Here is a 14,976-nt window from a genome sequence, read left to right as displayed (position 1 = left end):
CAGATGCCGCGGCGCTGGAAAACCGCGCAAACCGTTCATGCAAGGCGCTTGCGCTGCGCACTGCGGCATTCGCCGGTGCAGAACGCGGCCGGTGGTGCGGCGCGCGCATGCGGAAGGCGAACCCGGCCGGCATCCGTACGGCGTCGCGCTTGTCCGGCCGATGCGCGCATGCGGACGATGCGCGGCGGCGACAGCGCGCCGCGACTGCGCTCACGCGGAAATTCGCCTGCGACCGCCGCGATGCCGGGCACCAAGTCCGGGCGAGTGGGCTACACTCGACCGGCCCATCTCCCAGGTTGCCCGCGTGGAATCCGATCGACTGCCGCGCCGTGATCGTTTGAGTACGCGACTGACCCGCATCGTACTGCTGGGGACGTTGCTGATCGGCGGCGCCCTGTCGCTGGGCCAGGTGCTGGCCGATGCGCGCAGCCACAGCCAGCAGCTGGATCATTCCGGCCATCAGGCGCTCAATACCTTGCACCGCGCCGCGACCGAGGCGGTGTACGAGATCGACACCGACCTGGCCGGCCAGGTGCTGGAAGGCCTGACCGCCTATCCCGGCGTCTACCGCGCCGAGATCCGCATGTTTCCCGACACCGTGCTGGCGCGGCGCGAGGGCGAGCTGCTGCGCAGCCCCTGGCGGCGCATCAGCGACAGCCTGTTCGGCGCCGAGCGCGACTACCGCGGTACGCTGGAGAACCCGCGCGGCGGCGCCGCCCTGGGCGAGCTGCATGTCGGCGTGGACACCTTCGTGCTCGGGCGCGATTTCCTCGCCCGCACCGGCCTGGTGCTGGGCGCCGGGCTGATCTGGGCGGCGCTGCTGGGGCTGGTGCTGCTGGCCGTGGTCAGCCGCGTGCTGACCGGCCCGCTGGAACGCCTGGCCGACGAGCTGGCCGATACCGATACGCTCACGCCGGAGACGGCCTCGGTCAGCGTGCCCGCCGGGCACGAGCACGACGAACTGGGCCGCCTCGCCAAAGCCATGAACACGCTGCTGGCCGGCATCCGCGAGAATCTGGTGCGCCGTGCGGAGGCGGAGGCGCGCGCGAGCTATCTGCAGCAGTTCGATGATCTCACCGGCCTGCCCAACCGCCAGCTGCTGCTGACGCGCCTGGGCCATGCCGTCGCCACCGCGTCCAGCCGCGGCGCGCCGCTGGCCCTGCTGCTGCTGGATCTGTGCGGCCTGCGCGCGATCAACGACACCTATGGCCGCGCGGTCGGCGACGACATCCTGCGCGAATTCGCGCGCCGGCTGGATGCGATCGAAGGCGTCTTCGTCGCCCGCGTGGTCGAGGACAAGTTCGCCCTGCTGCTGCACGAAGGCGGCAGCCGCGCCGCGGTGGAGGAATTGTTCCAGCAGGTGCAGCAGGCCCTGCTGCGGCCGCTGGAGCTGGCCGCAGGGCAGTTCCAGCTGGCCGTGCGCGGCGGCAGCGCCATCTATCCTGACGACGCCGACAGCGCCGAGGGACTTTTGCACAATGCCGAATCTGCCCTGGCCCAGGCCAAGGGCGACGGCCTCGGCGGCGCGGCGTTCTTCGACGCGGCGCGCGACGACGAGACCGCGACGCGGCGCCGGCTCAGCCAGGATCTGCGCCGCGGCAGCCTGGGCGACGAGCTGGACCTGGTGTTCGATCCGCTGGTGCAGGCGCGCAGCGGGCGCGTACAGGGCATGGAGGCGCTGCTGCGCTGGCAGCATCCGCAGTTCGGCCTGCTGCGTCCGGCCAGCTTCATCCGCCTGGCCGAGGAGAACGGCACCATCCCGGTGCTGGGCGACTGGGTGCTGCGCCAGGCCTGCGCGCGCGCGGCGCTGTGGCGCGCCAACGGCCAGCCCGGGCTGGCGGTGTCGGTGAACGTATCCGGTGCGCAGCTGCGCGAACGCAACCTGCACGAGCGCGTCGCCGCCGTGCTGGAGGTGCACAACCTGCCCGGCGCGGCGCTGGAGCTGGAGATCACCGAGACCGCGATCGTCGACAACGTCAAATACGCGGCCGAATCCCTGCGCCGCCTGCGCGCGCTGGGCGTGGGCATCGCCATCGACGATTTCGGCACCGGCCATGCCTCGCTGGGTTATCTCAAGGAACTGCCGGTGACCAAGCTCAAGATCGACATGAGCTTCGTGCGCGACGTGCTCACCGATCTCAGCGACGCGACCATCGTGCGCGCCATCGTCGGCCTGGGCCACAGCCTGGGGTTGCAGGTCGCTGCCGAAGGCGTGGAGACGGCGGGGCAGCGGCGTTTCCTCGAAGACATAGGCTGCGATCTGCTGCAGGGCCAGTTGTTCGGCTGCGGCCTGCGCGAGAGCGAGGCGCTGGGCTATGCGCGGCAGAGACAGGTGCAGCACAGCTGAGGTGGGGCGGCCTGCTGCGGGCCAGGCTCAGCCGCCGTTCGCACCGACTGCGCCGCCGGCACCGGAAAGCCGCCGGTTTGTTACTTCGGATGTGAGCCGGCCGGCTGGTTCTTGTACGTCGCCGCGTTTTTGCAGCCATACAGGACTGGCCGAGCCAAGGCATGCTCAGTCGCCGGCACCGCCCACGCCATGGCGCTGGCGCAGCTGCGCGATGGTGCCGTCGCGCCGCAGCTGGTCCAGGCCGGCGTCGCAGGCGCCGCGCGCCCGCGCGGCGGCGGCGGACTGGCGCGACCAGGCGATATGCAGGGCCGGTTCCTCGATCGGCGGCTGCAGCATTTCCAGCTGCGCGCCGCGCAGCAGCGGGTCGGTGTGCAGCAGGTGGCCGGCCACCCAGCGGTCGATGAAGACCAGGTCCAGCCGGCCGTGGGCGAGCTTGCGCAGGTTGACGCCGTCGCTGGCGCCTTCCTCGCGCTGCAGATAGTCGGCGCGGTCGAAGGTGGCGTTGTTGACGTAATCGCGCACGATGCCGATGCGATGGCTGGCGATGCTGCGCAGGGCGGCGTCGAGATCCTGTCCCGGATTGACCGCGTAGGCGATGTCCGCGCCGCGGCGTTTGTACAGGCCCACGGGACCGCCGGGAAACGGCGCGGAGAAGGCGAACTGCGCCTCGCGCTCGGCATTGCGGTATTCGGGCATGACGCCGGCGACATCGCCGCGCAGGGCCAGCAGCAGCGCGCGCGCCCAGGGCATCAGGTCCAGCTGCACTTCCACGCCGCCGCGGGCGCAGGCCGCGCGCACCACTTCGGCGGCATAGCCCTGGCCGGGCAGCTTCGCGCCGACGTAGGGCGGCCATTCCAGCGAAGCCAGGCGCACCTGCAACGGGCCGGACGCCTGCGCTGCCGCGGTGCAGGCGAACGACAGCAGCACGGCGAGCTGGCGCAGGTACGAGGGCATGCGGCGATTCTAGTGGCCCGCGGCACAAATACCATTGGACGATTTCGCCAACTTTGCGCGTTCACCGGCGAAGCCAAAAAGCGCAGCGCCCGCGCGCCACGCCTTTTCCAATCCCGGGTCCCGGTTCCCGGCCCTCAGCGCCGCAACAGCCGCCACCCCAGCGCCAACTGCGGCGGCAACAGCAGTGCCAGCCAGACCGCGTTGTCCTGCACCGAGGCCGGCAGCAGTTTCAGCGCCAGCGCGGCCAGCGCCGACAGCAGCACCAGCCAGGCCAGGGCGCGGCTGAAGCCGCGGCTGCGCCAGTCCGGATCGCGCGTGCGCCACAGCGCCGGCAGCAGCAGCAGCCACAGCGGATTGAGCAGCAGCAGATTCTCGTTGCGCCAGGCGGAGACGTGTTCGGTCAGGCTCCACAGGCCCAGCAGCAGCAGCCCGGCCAGCGTGGCGACGAGCGCGAAGCCGATGCCGGCCAGTGCGAACAGCAGTCCCGCGCGCGGCCGCTGCGTGCGGGCGAGCAGCAGCAGGCCCAGGGCCAGGGCGGCGCTGATCGCACCCACCGGCAGGGCGTAGCCCAGCGGATACGGGCCGTGGCGGCGCAGAAAGCTGCGTTCGGCCGCGGCCAGTGCGGGCGCGGCGCGGCTGAGTTCCTGCGTGGCGCTGACCAGCGGCCGCGGCCGGCCTTCGTCCTGGCCGATCTGCACCTCGCCCAGGTGCTGGGCGAAAGCGGCGGGGATGAAGCTTTCCTCCCAGAACGACAGGCGCCGGTCCGCGTACGGGCCCAGGCCCAGGTCCATGGGCAGCATCAGTTCGGGAATCGGCGCCATCAGGCTGTCGGCCTGCAGGCGGTAGGTATAGCCGCGCGAACGGCCTTCCAGCGCGCGACGTATCGCGCCGCCGAGTACTTTGTCCAGCGCGTCGCGGACCTTGGTGGAGCAGTTCGAGGTGAAGTATTCGTAGCGGTACTTGGCGTTTTCCGGGCGCAGGTTCCAGCGCAGGAAATCGCGCAGGGCCAGGCGCTGGCGCGGGCTGAGGTCCAGCTCCTGGCGCAGCACGGCGCGGCCTTCGCGGCGGTAGTAGGCCAGTTCTTCCTCCAGTCGCACCACTTCCATGCTGTAGCGCATATGGCCGCGCAGGAAGTTGAGGAAGAAATCCGCCTCCTCGAAATCGAAGATGCCGTAGTTGTAGCTCAGCGTCTCGCCGCTGCGGCGGTCGTGGACGGCAATGGCGTTGTGGCCGAAGCGCTCCCAGTAGATTTCGCCCGGGCCTACGGTCAGCAGTGCGATCTGCAGTTCCGAGCCCGGCTCGGCGGCATCCGCCGCCGTGCCCTGCGCCGCGTCCGGCATTGCCGCCGGCGCCGTCTGCACCTGCGCCGCGGCGGCGCCGGCCAGCAGCCAGAGCAGGGCGAGCAGCAGCGCCGCGCCGGCGCGGCGCGCCTCAGCCCGCATGCACGCGCACGGCGAACTGGTGTACGCGGCGGTCGTCGGCCTTGGTGACGTGGAAGTCGAAGCCGCCGAGGGCGATTTCCTCGCCGACCTCGGGCAGGTGGCCGAACTCCGCCGTGACCATGCCGCCGACGGTGTCGAATTCCTCGTCCAGGAAGTGGCTGCCGAAGCGCTGGTTGAACTCGCCGATCGGTGTCAGCGCATTCACCAGCCACTGGCCGTCGACCTCGGCCAGGATCTGGCGCGATTCGCCTTCGTCGGCGTCGTCATGCTCGTCGTCGATGTCGCCGACGATCTGCTCCAGCACATCCTCAATCGTTATCAGCCCGGCCACGCCGCCATATTCGTCGACGACGATGGCCATGTGGTTGTGCGAGAGGCGGAATTCCTTGAGCAGGATGTTGAGCTTCTTGGACGCGGGAATCAGCGCGACCGGACGCAGCAGCATGCGGATGTCGGCCGGCACGCCGTCGGCCAGGCAGCGCAGCAGGTCCTTGGCAAGCAGGATGCCGAGGATCTCGTCCTTCTCGTCGCCGTGCACCGGGAAGCGCGAATGGCCCGACTCGATGACGATGGCGAGGTTGTCCTGGAACGGCGCGTTGGCCGGCAGGCTGACCACTTGCCCGCGCGGCACCATCACATCGGCGACGGTGAGGTCGGCGACCTCGATGGCGCCTTCGACCATGGACAAGGTGTCATTGGAAAGCAGGCCGTTGGCCTGTGCCTGGCGCAGCTCGTCGAGCAGCTCTTCGATATTGCGCGGTTCGCCCGACAGTGCCTGGCTGAGACGTTCAAACCAGGAACGGTGGGCGGGCGTACTAGGGGAGTCCTCGCTCATCAGCGGTGTATGCGTGCCCAGGGGGGCGGGAGGTCGAGTTTAGCAGAGCGTCGCGGCAGCGCTATTTCAATCGCCGCGCCGCGCCGCATGCTGCGGCGCGGCAGAAAAAATCCCGTGGCTGCAGACACTTGCGGGCGCGGCGGACGCGCCCGGTGCGCCCGCCGCGGGGCTTCAGGCCTGGAAGCCGTTGCGGAAGATCTGGTCGAAGTTCGCCGGCGGCAGGTCGCTGCCCTGGAACACGCCCAGTGGCGCATAGCCGGAATAGCCGGGGAAGGCGTAGTACACATTGGGATTGCGCAGGCGCCGGATCAGCGCCTCGGACATGACGCGGCGGTAGTCGGTGGTGACCTGCACGTCGGCGCCTTCAAACAGCTGCGCGTTGGCCAGCCCGCCGAAGGTGCCGTAGGTCTGGCCGCCGTTCACCGCGCCGCCCAGGGCCAGCATGATGCTGCCGTAGCCGTGGTCGGTGCCGCCGCCGTCGTTCTCGCGCACGCGGCGGCCGAACTCGCTCATCACCACTACGCTGGTGGTGGCGGCGTAGTTGTTCGCGGCCGAGCCGTTGAGATCGGTGAAGAACGCATGCAGCCCGCGCGACAACTCTTCCACTTTGTTGCCGAACGGATCGTAGCTGTTGACCGGGCTGCCCTGGCTTTCGTGGGTGTCCCAGCCGCCGAGGTCGATGGTGGCGATACGCAGGCCCACGTCGCGCTTGATCAGCTGGGCCAGCATCTTGAGGCGATCGGCGAAATCGGTGTCCGGATAGACCGCGCCGTTGGCCGGCGCGTAGGCGTCGAAGTCGATGGGTTTGACGACGCTGAGCGCGTCGAGGGTCTGGCGTCCGGCTGCTTCGAGGGTGCCGGAATCGGTCCACAGTTCGGGCAGCACGCTGAAGATGCCGCGCGCGCCGGCGGGCGCCGTGCCGAGGAAATCCGGTTCCATGTTCCAGGCCCAGGAGCCGCTGTCGATGCGGAAATCCGCGCCGCTGCCCAGGGTGATGGATTCGGTGCTGCCGAGCAGGGCCGTGGCGGTGATGCTGCCCGCACTGACTGCCGGCATGGTCACCGACGGCGGCAGGCCGGCGCTGGCCAGGGCGCGCGCCAGCCAGCCCACGCCGTTGCCCTGGCCGGCCAGGCCCAGTTCCATGTTGAGCTGGGCGTCGAAGTGGCTGCGCGTGACTGGCGCCGGCATGCCGGTGCCCAGCACCACGGCCAGCTTGTTGCCGGTGTACAGGTCGCGCAACTGCGGCGCGCGCGGATGCAGCCGCCACTGGTCGCCGGCGATGGCCAGGCCGGCGCCGGTGCCGGTCAGCGGCACCTTGAGCGAAGGCCGCTTGGTCTCGTAGTCGCCACGGCTGGGGTTGCTGCCGCCGGGGGAAAGCAGGCTGAGGGCGTCCATGCCGCCGCGCAGGAACACCACGACCAAGGTGTCGTAGCTGTTGGCGCGCTCGGCGGCGAAACCCAGCTTGCCCGCGGCGGCCAGGGCCAGCGCGCTGGAGCCTATGCTGCAGGTCTTGAGGAAATCACGACGATCGAACATGGCTAGTGTTTCCTCAGCGGCGCAGCGCGTCGGGGCAGCACAGGATCAGCGCGACGGTGGCGCGCAGCCGCGACTGGGTGTAGTGGTTCCGGAGATTGGGATTGGCGCCGCCGGCCCAGGTCTCGTTCAAGGTCAGCACATCGGTGGGCGCGGCGTTCTGACGCAGGAAATTCACCGCCTTGCTGTACACCGGCTCCGGGCGGAAGCCGAGGATGCGGTCGCACCAGTAGCCGACGATGTTGGCGGCGGTGCGGTCGTTGCTGGCCAGCGCAGTGTTGGTCTGGCCCAGAATGTCGATCAGGAACGGGCGGTTGTTGTCGTAGCCGACTTCCTTGTGGATCTCGGTCAGGCGCACCAGCAGCTTCCAGGTCATGGCCAGGCTGCCGCTGCTGGACCAGGCCGCGAGCTTGTCCGGATAGCCGTTGGGCGATGGCCAGTAGAACTTGCGCTGGCCGCACTGCTGCAGGCGCGAATTGATTTCGTCCTTGGTCGGCCAGGTGTTGGCGCCGTAGGTCGCCAGGGTGGGCGTGTAGTCCGCGCCGGTGGCGCGCAGCGCGCCGGCCAGGGAATTGAAGGGGCGCTTCATCTTGCTGCCCCAGCTGTTCTTGAATTCGCTGCTGAGCAGGACGGCCTGGGTCACCTGTTTGAGCTGGTCCGGCGCCTGCCAAGTGCTGAGGAACAGCGTGGCGATGCTGCTGACCAGGCTCTGCGGCGGCTCGTCGCTGATGAAGCGGCGGCACAGCTTGCGCGCGACGAACATGGCCGTGCCCGGGTGCGAGGCCAGCAGGTCGAACAGCTTGATGCCGTCCTGCTGGCCCATGTCGGGGGCGAAGCGCCGGCTCAGCACGTATTTGGTGAAGCGGTCGTGCCAGGAGAGCCCGCTGGAATACAGCTCGCGGTAGATGAAGGTGCCGTCGTTGTCGCCGGGATAGCTCCAGTGGCCGTTGCGCAGCGTCCAGCCGGTCAGCGCGCGGCAGGCTTCGTAGACATCCTCGTCGACGTATTTGAGGCGGATGCTCAGGCCGTCGCCGCCGGTGCCCATGGCCAGCGAGGGATCGTCCGGACTGAGCACGCCGGCGTAGTTTTCCGCGCCCAGCGTATGCAGCTCGATCAACTCGCGTGCGTAGTTCTCGTTCGGGCCGGCCGCGGAGCTGCCATGCAGGTCCAGGTAGTACATCATCACCGTGGACTTGCACACCGCTTCGAGCAGGGTGCGGAAATTGCCGAACACGTTGGGCCGGATCACGTCGCGGTCGTAGTGCGGGAAGACCGGCGCGCAATCGTAGTCCCAGCCGAAGGTGCTGAAGTGGTCGTGCCAGAAATCCGTCATCACCTCGAACAGCTGGCGCTGGGAGTAGACCGCGCGGATGGTGGTCGCGCATTCGACTTCGGCGATGGGCTGGATGCGGGTGAGGTAGTCCTCGACGCGGTGCTGGGTCCACAGCTGGGGCAGGGTCTTGCCCAGCGTGGTGAAACCGCCGCTGGCCAGGCGCGCATCGCAGGCGCTGTCGCTGATCGCGGCGGGATTGAGCTGGCGCGCGACCCAGTTGCTCCAGCGTTCGTCGTCGCTGGCCCCGGGCAGGGCCTGGAACTGGGCGTATTCGGTGCTGCTGTAGCCGTAGGTGGCCTTCTGCAGCCAGCGCACGCCGGCCGGCGGCAGGCTCAGGTTCGGTTCGGGCTGGGACTTGGCTTCGCCGGTGTCGGCGAGCGGCGCCTTGCCGGGACGGTGCATGGCGGGCGCCGTGTCGGCGCCCACGGCGCCGGCCAGGGCCTGGAACAGGTTGCGGCGGGAAAACACCTGGCTGGCGAAGGCGCTGGCCATGGGCAGGTCCGGAAAGAGCGGAAGGGAGCGCCGCAGGCTAATCCATACGCAAATGAATGGCGTGAAGAGCGTCGCAAATGGCGCAAGGTCCGGGATCGGCGGTAGCGTTCCTCAGACTACGCGCGGCTCTGCTTCCAGCTGCACGCCGAAGCGTTCGGCCACGCCGGCGCGCACCGTCTGCGCCAGCGCCCACAGCTGCGCGCCGCTGGCGCGGCCGTGGTTGACCAGCACCAGCGCATGCTGTTCGGCAATGCCCGCGTCGCCGGCGCGGAAGCCCTTGTAGCCGCTGCGTTCGATCAGCCAGGCCGCGGACAATTTGCTGCCTCCTCCGGCCGCGGGCCACAGCGGCAGATCCGGATACGCCGCCTTGAGCGCCGCGGCCTGGTCCGCGTCGACGAGGGGGTTCTTGAAGAAGCTGCCCGCATTGCCGATGACGGCCGGATCCGGCAGCTTGCGCCGGCGCAGGCGCGAGACGGCCTCGGCGACGAGAGCGGCGCCAGGCGTTTCCACCTGCATCGCGGCCAGTTCCTGGCGGATGCCGGCATAGTCCAGGCGCAGCGGCGCATTGCGGACCAGGCGCAGTTCCAGCGCCGTGACGATGTAGCGCTGCGGCTGCTGCTTGAAGCGGGAGTCGCGGTAGGCGAAGGCGCAGTCGGCCGCGCTCAGCTGCACGCTGCCGCCGCCCTGGCGGTCCCAGGCATGGACGCGGTGGACGAATTCGCCCAGTTCCACGCCGTAGGCGCCGATGTTCTGGATCGGCGCGGCGCCGACCGTGCCGGGAATCAGCACCAGGTTTTCCAGGCCGCCCAGGCCGCGGCCCAGGCACCAATGGACCAGGTCGTTCCAGGATTCGCCGGCTTCGGCACGCAGGATCACGGCATCCGCATCCTCGGCCAGCACGCGGATGCCGCGGGTGGAAAGCGTGAGCACGGCGCCGGCCACGTCGCCGGTGAGCAGCAGGTTGCTGCCTTCGCCCAGCACCAGCAGCGGCGCGGCGCGCAGCAGCGGGAAGGCCAGCACCTCGGCCAGCGCGGCCGCGTCGCGCACATCGACCAGCAGCTCCGCGCGTGCTTCCACGCGCAAGGTATTGCGGCCGGCCAGCGAGGCATCTTCGAGAATGCTGTAGCCGTTGCCCTGCAGGCGCGCGGGTGCCGGGCGGAACCCGCTCATGCGCCGGCCCGTGCGCGCAGCGCTTCCACGCATTCGCCGATCAGCGCCGGGCCGCGGTAGACCAGGCCGCTGTAGACCTGCACCGCACTGGCGCCGGCGGCGATCTTGGCCGCGGCATCGCGGCCTTCGAGAATGCCGCCGACGCCGACCAGCGGCACCTTTCCGCCCAGGCGCGCGGCCATGCCCTTGAGCACCGCGGTCGATGGCGCGAACACCGGCCGGCCGGACAGCCCGCCGGCCTCGCCGGCCAGCGCATGGCCGGCGACGGCGTCGCGCGCGATGGTGGTGTTGGTGCAGACCAGGCCGTCGATCCGCGTGGCCAGCAGCACGTCGGCGATGGCGTCCAGTTCGGCCTCGCCCAGGTCCGGCGCGATCTTCAGCAGCATGGGCTTGCGCGCGCCGTGCTGCGCGGCCAGCTGTTCCTGGCGTTCGCGCAGGGTGCTGATGAAGCGCTTGAGGGTTTCCTCTTCCTGCAGGTCGCGCAGGCCCTGGGTATTGGGCGAGGAAATGTTCACCGTGATGTAGCTGGCGCGGGCGTAGACGCGCTCCAGGCAGTGCAGGTAGTCGTCTACCGCGTTCTCGTTCGGCGTGTCCTTGTTCTTGCCGATATTGATGCCGAGCACGCCGCCGAAGCGCGCCGCCTCGGCATTGCGTACCAGCGCGTCCACGCCGGCGTTGTTGAAGCCCAGGCGGTTGATGACGGCCTGGTATTCGGGCAGGCGGAACATGCGCGGGCGCGGATTGCCGGGCTGGGGCCGCGGCGTGGTCGTGCCCACTTCGATGAAGCCGAAGCCCAGCGCGGCGAGCGCGTCCACATGGGCGGCGTTCTTGTCCAGGCCGGCCGCCAGGCCCACCGGATTGGGCAGCTGCAGGCCGCAGAGCGCTACGCTCAGCGGCGCCGGACGCGAGGCCAGCAGCGGATTCAGTCCGCTGCGGTAGGCCAGTTCCAGCGATTTCAGGCCCAGCTCATGGGCTTTTTCCGCATCGAGGCAGAACAGGAAGGGGCGGGCTAGCTGATACATCGGTCGGCGTTTCTTCTTCAATTGCGGCCTGCCGGGAGAAGCGGGCGGCCGTGGCGCGGCGCGATTATGGCGATTGCGGCGGCGCGGCGCTGCTGCAAAGTCTGCGGGCCGGGCCATTCCGGCGCGCATCGTGCCATGGATGGAGCGCGCCGGCACTGCCGGCCCGGGCCGGCTCCGGCGTGCGGCGCAGCGGGGGCGGCGGTTAACGCGGCGAAGTGTATCGTGCGTGAACGGCCGTGCGCCGCCGTGGCCGCGCGGCCGCGGCGGCGGACTAGCATGCGCGCGGGGGAGTCGGGACCACTGCTGGAGCTTCTCCCTTGAAAAATCACAATGTAAAAAAATCCCGTAGTTTTGTAGTCCGCGGCTTGGCCGCCGGCGTGGTCGGCGCACTTGCCGCCGGCCAGGCGCCGCAGGCCGCCGCCAGCGCCTTCCAGCTCAAGGAAAACAGCGTGCGGGCGCTGGGCCGCGCCTTCGCCGGCTCCGCCGCCGCGCCCGGCGATGCGGCGGTGGTGGTGAACAACCCCGCGGCGATGAGCCTGGTCGACCGCGCGATCTTCCAGGCCGATGTCACCGGCGTGCAGTTCAGCACCGAATTCTCCGGCGCCGGCACCGATGCGGCCGGCCGCCCGCTCACCGGCGGCGACGGCGGCAACGGCGGCGTGACCAAGCCGATACCCGCCCTCTACTACATCGCGCCGCTGGGCGATCAATGGCGCCTGGGCTTCGCCGTCAGCGCGCCGTTCGGCTTCGAGACCGACTACGACCACGGCTGGGCCGGGCGCTACAGCGCATACAAGTCGATGTTCCAGTCGGTCGATCTCACGCTGGCGGCGTCGTACCAGGTCAGCGATACCTTTTCCGTCGGCGCCAGCGTTGCCGCCCAGCACACCAAGGCCGAGCTGACCCAAGCCATCGACTTCGGCGCCGTGCTGGCCGGCGCAGGCGCGCCGGTACTGCCGCAGTCGCAGGACGGCTACGGCCGCATCGAAGGCGATGACTGGGGCTGGGGCTGGGGCCTGGGCCTGCTGTGGAAGCCGACCGAGGCCGACAGCATAGGCCTGAATTTCCATTCCCAGGTCACCCATACGCTGTCGGGCACCGGCAGTTTCCAGGTGCCTGCTGCGGTGACCGCGATCAATCCGGCGCTGGGCAATGCGGTATTCGTGGGTACACCGGGCCGGGCTGGTTTCACCACACCGGCCTATGCCTCGGCCAGCTGGTGGCATGTGGCGAACGAGCGCGTGAGCTTCGGCGCCGACGTGGGCTATACGCGCTGGTCCACCTTCAAGAACCTGGTGGTCGATTACGCCAACCCGTTGCAGCCCAACACCGTGGAAGCGTTCAACTGGGAAGACACCTGGTTCGGCTCCCTGGGCATGGAATACCGCTTCGATCCGGCCTGGGTGCTGCGCGCCGGCGTCGCCGTCGACGGCTCGCCCACACAAGTGCAGACGCGCACGCCGCGCGTGCCCGACGGTACGCGGCGCTGGGTCACGGTCGGCCTGGGCTATGCGCCCAGCGACAGCACGACGATCGATTTCGGCTACGGCCATATCTTCGTCAACGACGCCCAGGTCGATACCCGCACCGCCACCGGCGACCGGTTGCGCGGCGAGTTCGAGAGCAGCGGCAATCTGCTGGGGGTTTCGGCGCAGTTCCGCTTCTGAACCCTGCGGCGCCGGTCTGAAAGGCCGGCGCTGTCGGCGCTGCCTGAAGCGGCGATGCGCGAGCGCAGCGGCGCGAGTCGGGCAGAGCCGTGCGGAGCGGGGAAATTCCGCGCGTGCCGCGGCGAGCCGCCGGGTGCGCCGCTGCGAAGAGTCCGGCCGCGGCTGATTCCCGCCCACCCTTCGAACGAACCGGTCTGCATCAAAAGAAAAGGCCGCGGTCTGCACCGCGGCCTTTGTCTTGCCGCCGCGCCCGCAACGGGCGCAGCGATGAGCGGATCATCCACGCGGCCGCCAGCGGCCGCGCGAGGCTCAGAACTCGAACTTGATGCCCTGGGCCAGCGGCAGCGCGTCGGAGTAGTTGATGGTGTTGGTCTGGCGGCGCATATAGGCCTTCCACGCATCCGAACCGGATTCGCGGCCGCCGCCGGTTTCCTTCTCGCCGCCGAAGGCGCCGCCGATTTCCGCGCCCGAGGTGCCGATATTCACGTTGGCGATGCCGCAGTCAGAGCCCGCGGCGGACAGGAAGGCTTCGGCGGTCTTCACGTTCTGGGTGAAGATGGCCGAGGACAGGCCCTGCGGCACGCCGTTCTGGTAGCCGATGGCTTCGTCGATGGTCTTGAACGGCATCACGTAGAGGATGGGCGCGAAGGTTTCGCTCTGCACCACCTCGTCGGTGTTCTTCAGGCCGGTGATGATGGTCGGCAGGACGAAGTTGCCGGGACGGTCGGTGAGCGCCGCGCCGCCGGTGACGACGGTGCCGCCGGCCGCCTTGGCCTTCTCGATCGCGCCGAGGTAGCGCTGCACCGACGCCTTGTCGGTGAGCGGGCCCATCAGCGTGGTCGGCAGGGTGGGATCGCCGATCTTGCCTTCGACCTGCTTGTAGGCGCTGACCAGGGTATTGAGCACGCCGTCGAAGATGGATTCATGCACGAACAGGCGGCGCGTGGTGGTGCAGCGCTGGCCGGCCGTGCCGACCGCGCCGAACACGATGCCCGGGATGGCCAGCTTCAGGTCGGCGGTTTCGTCGACGATGATGGCGTTGTTGCCGCCGAGTTCCAGCAGCGAGCGGCCCATGCGCTGGGCCACGCGCTCGCCGACCAGGCGGCCGACCTGGGTCGAGCCGGTGAAGCTGATCAGCGGGATGCGGTGGTCGTCGACGAACTTCTGCGCCAGCTCGGTGCGCGCGTCGTTGAACAGGAAGAAGATATCCGGGAAGCCGCCGGCCTTGAGCGCGGCGTTGCAGATCTGCATGGAGGCAATCGCCGACAGCGGGGTCTTGGGCGAGGGCTTCCAGATCGTGATGTTGCCGCAGATGGCCGACAGGAACGAATTCCATGCCCACACCGCGACCGGGAAATTGAACGCCGAGATCACGCCGACGATGCCCAGCGGATGCCACTGCTCGTACATGCGGTGGCCCGGGCGCTCCGAATGCATGGTGTAGCCGTACAGCATGCGCGACTGGCCCACGGCGAAATCGGCAATGTCGATCATTTCCTGCACTTCGCCGTCGCCTTCCGGCTTGATCTTGCCCATTTCCAGCGCGACCAGCGAACCCAGCGCATCCTTGTGCTCGCGCAGCGCCTCGCCGCAGAGGCGGATGGCTTCGCCGCGCTTGGGCGCCGGCGTGGTGCGCCAGATCGCGAAGGCTTCGCGCGCACGCTTGAGAATGGTCTCGTAATCCGCATCCGAGCTGGCGTGCACGCGCGCGATGACTTCGTTGTTGCTCGGATTGATCGATTCCAGCACCCCGGCGTCGCTGGTCGAGGACCACTCGCCATTGCCAAGGTAGGTGCCCGAATTCATCTCGGCCAGGTTCAGGGCCTTGAGGATCTGCTGCGACATGGGAACTCCGGAAGATCGAGGAACGGGAGGCGCGGACAGCGGCGCGAGGGCGCCATGGGTCCGGCGTAAAGGGCGGGGATTATAGCAACCGGTTCTTAGGGCGGTCCCGGTGCGGCCGGCATTGGGGGCGATGGTTCCGGCTGGTCGGTGGGAATTGGCTCCTGCGGCGGGGATTGGCCCCGGTACCCAGGCCCGCGCACCCCAGGCGCACAGCCCTGGCCCACCGCTCGCGGCAGGCCGGCCTTCCATGCGAAAATCCCGCCGCGCTGCAGCACCGGCCTTCCGGATGCCCGCAGCACGCTCCCGCCGCGCTCAGTCAGGCCGCTCCGGCCGACC

General features: G+C 69.4%; 10 protein-coding genes. 2 read left to right on the top strand and 8 right to left on the bottom strand.

Annotation, left to right across the window (positions count from 1 at the left end; all coding sequences use genetic code 11):
- The first annotated feature begins 337 nt into the window (after positions 1–337).
- A complete protein-coding gene (locus NM961_RS03995; protein WP_255911514.1) occupies positions 338–2,347 on the top strand; it encodes a putative bifunctional diguanylate cyclase/phosphodiesterase in 2,010 nt (669 codons plus the stop codon).
- A gap of 165 nt (positions 2,348–2,512) precedes the next feature.
- Here the strand turns inward: NM961_RS03995 and NM961_RS03990 are convergent, their stop codons facing one another.
- From NM961_RS03990 to NM961_RS03960, 7 genes are all read right to left on the bottom strand, one after another.
- A complete protein-coding gene (locus tag NM961_RS03990; RefSeq protein WP_255911512.1) occupies positions 2,513–3,301 on the bottom strand; it encodes a substrate-binding periplasmic protein in 789 nt (262 codons plus the stop codon).
- A gap of 134 nt (positions 3,302–3,435) precedes the next feature.
- On the bottom strand, positions 3,436–4,743 hold the full coding sequence (locus tag NM961_RS03985) for a lipoprotein N-acyltransferase Lnb domain-containing protein (protein ID WP_255911510.1): 1,308 nt from the start codon (positions 4,741–4,743) through the stop codon (positions 3,436–3,438).
- On the bottom strand, positions 4,733–5,578 hold the full coding sequence (locus NM961_RS03980) for a CorC family transporter (protein WP_255911508.1): 846 nt from the start codon (positions 5,576–5,578) through the stop codon (positions 4,733–4,735). Before NM961_RS03980 ends, NM961_RS03985 begins: the two co-directional genes overlap by 11 nt.
- Positions 5,579–5,749: 171 nt before the next feature.
- Positions 5,750–7,114 (bottom strand): DUF1501 domain-containing protein, encoded by a 1,365-nt coding sequence (locus NM961_RS03975; protein ID WP_255911506.1) that lies wholly within the window; start codon positions 7,112–7,114, stop codon positions 5,750–5,752.
- Positions 7,115–7,127: 13 nt separating this feature from the next.
- Complete coding sequence (locus NM961_RS03970; protein ID WP_255911504.1) at positions 7,128–8,936, bottom strand: DUF1800 domain-containing protein; 1,809 nt, start codon at positions 8,934–8,936, stop codon at positions 7,128–7,130.
- 111 nt (positions 8,937–9,047) lie between these two features.
- Complete coding sequence (murB, locus tag NM961_RS03965; protein ID WP_255911502.1) at positions 9,048–10,106, bottom strand: UDP-N-acetylmuramate dehydrogenase; 1,059 nt, start codon at positions 10,104–10,106, stop codon at positions 9,048–9,050.
- Entirely contained in the window at positions 10,103–11,128 is a 1,026-nt protein-coding gene (locus NM961_RS03960; protein WP_255911500.1) for a quinone-dependent dihydroorotate dehydrogenase, read from the bottom strand. Before NM961_RS03960 ends, murB begins: the two co-directional genes overlap by 4 nt.
- A gap of 317 nt (positions 11,129–11,445) precedes the next feature.
- Here NM961_RS03960 and NM961_RS03955 point away from each other — a divergent pair, with 317 nt between their 5' ends.
- Entirely contained in the window at positions 11,446–12,795 is a 1,350-nt protein-coding gene (locus NM961_RS03955; protein WP_255911498.1) for an OmpP1/FadL family transporter, read from the top strand.
- Positions 12,796–13,104: 309 nt separating this feature from the next.
- Here NM961_RS03955 and amaB read toward each other — a convergent pair whose 3' ends face one another.
- Positions 13,105–14,640, bottom strand: coding sequence for an L-piperidine-6-carboxylate dehydrogenase (amaB, locus tag NM961_RS03950; RefSeq protein ID WP_255911496.1), 1,536 nt, complete (start codon positions 14,638–14,640; stop codon positions 13,105–13,107).
- Positions 14,641–14,976: the final 336 nt, after the last annotated feature.

This window comes from Tahibacter harae (assembly GCF_024437735.1).
In the GTDB taxonomy this organism is placed as follows: domain Bacteria; phylum Pseudomonadota; class Gammaproteobacteria; order Xanthomonadales; family Rhodanobacteraceae; genus Tahibacter; species Tahibacter harae.
The sequence above is the reverse complement of the archived record's forward strand: the minus strand, read 5'-3'. Positions and strand labels throughout refer to the sequence as shown.

What these genes read in the sequence shown, in the direction of transcription:
- murB (WP_255911502.1), bottom strand. Translation starts at nt 10,106, where the DNA reads ATGAGCGGGTTCCGCCCGGCACCCGCGCGCCTGCAGGGCAACGGCTAC.
- amaB (WP_255911496.1), bottom strand. Translation starts at nt 14,640, where the DNA reads ATGTCGCAGCAGATCCTCAAGGCCCTGAACCTGGCCGAGATGAATTCG.
- NM961_RS03985 (WP_255911510.1), bottom strand. Translation starts at nt 4,743, where the DNA reads ATGCGGGCTGAGGCGCGCCGCGCCGGCGCGGCGCTGCTGCTCGCCCTG.
- NM961_RS03970 (WP_255911504.1), bottom strand. Translation starts at nt 8,936, where the DNA reads ATGGCCAGCGCCTTCGCCAGCCAGGTGTTTTCCCGCCGCAACCTGTTC.
- NM961_RS03980 (WP_255911508.1), bottom strand. Translation starts at nt 5,578, where the DNA reads ATGAGCGAGGACTCCCCTAGTACGCCCGCCCACCGTTCCTGGTTTGAA.
- NM961_RS03975 (WP_255911506.1), bottom strand. Translation starts at nt 7,114, where the DNA reads ATGTTCGATCGTCGTGATTTCCTCAAGACCTGCAGCATAGGCTCCAGC.
- NM961_RS03960 (WP_255911500.1), bottom strand. Translation starts at nt 11,128, where the DNA reads ATGTATCAGCTAGCCCGCCCCTTCCTGTTCTGCCTCGATGCGGAAAAA.
- NM961_RS03990 (WP_255911512.1), bottom strand. Translation starts at nt 3,301, where the DNA reads ATGCCCTCGTACCTGCGCCAGCTCGCCGTGCTGCTGTCGTTCGCCTGC.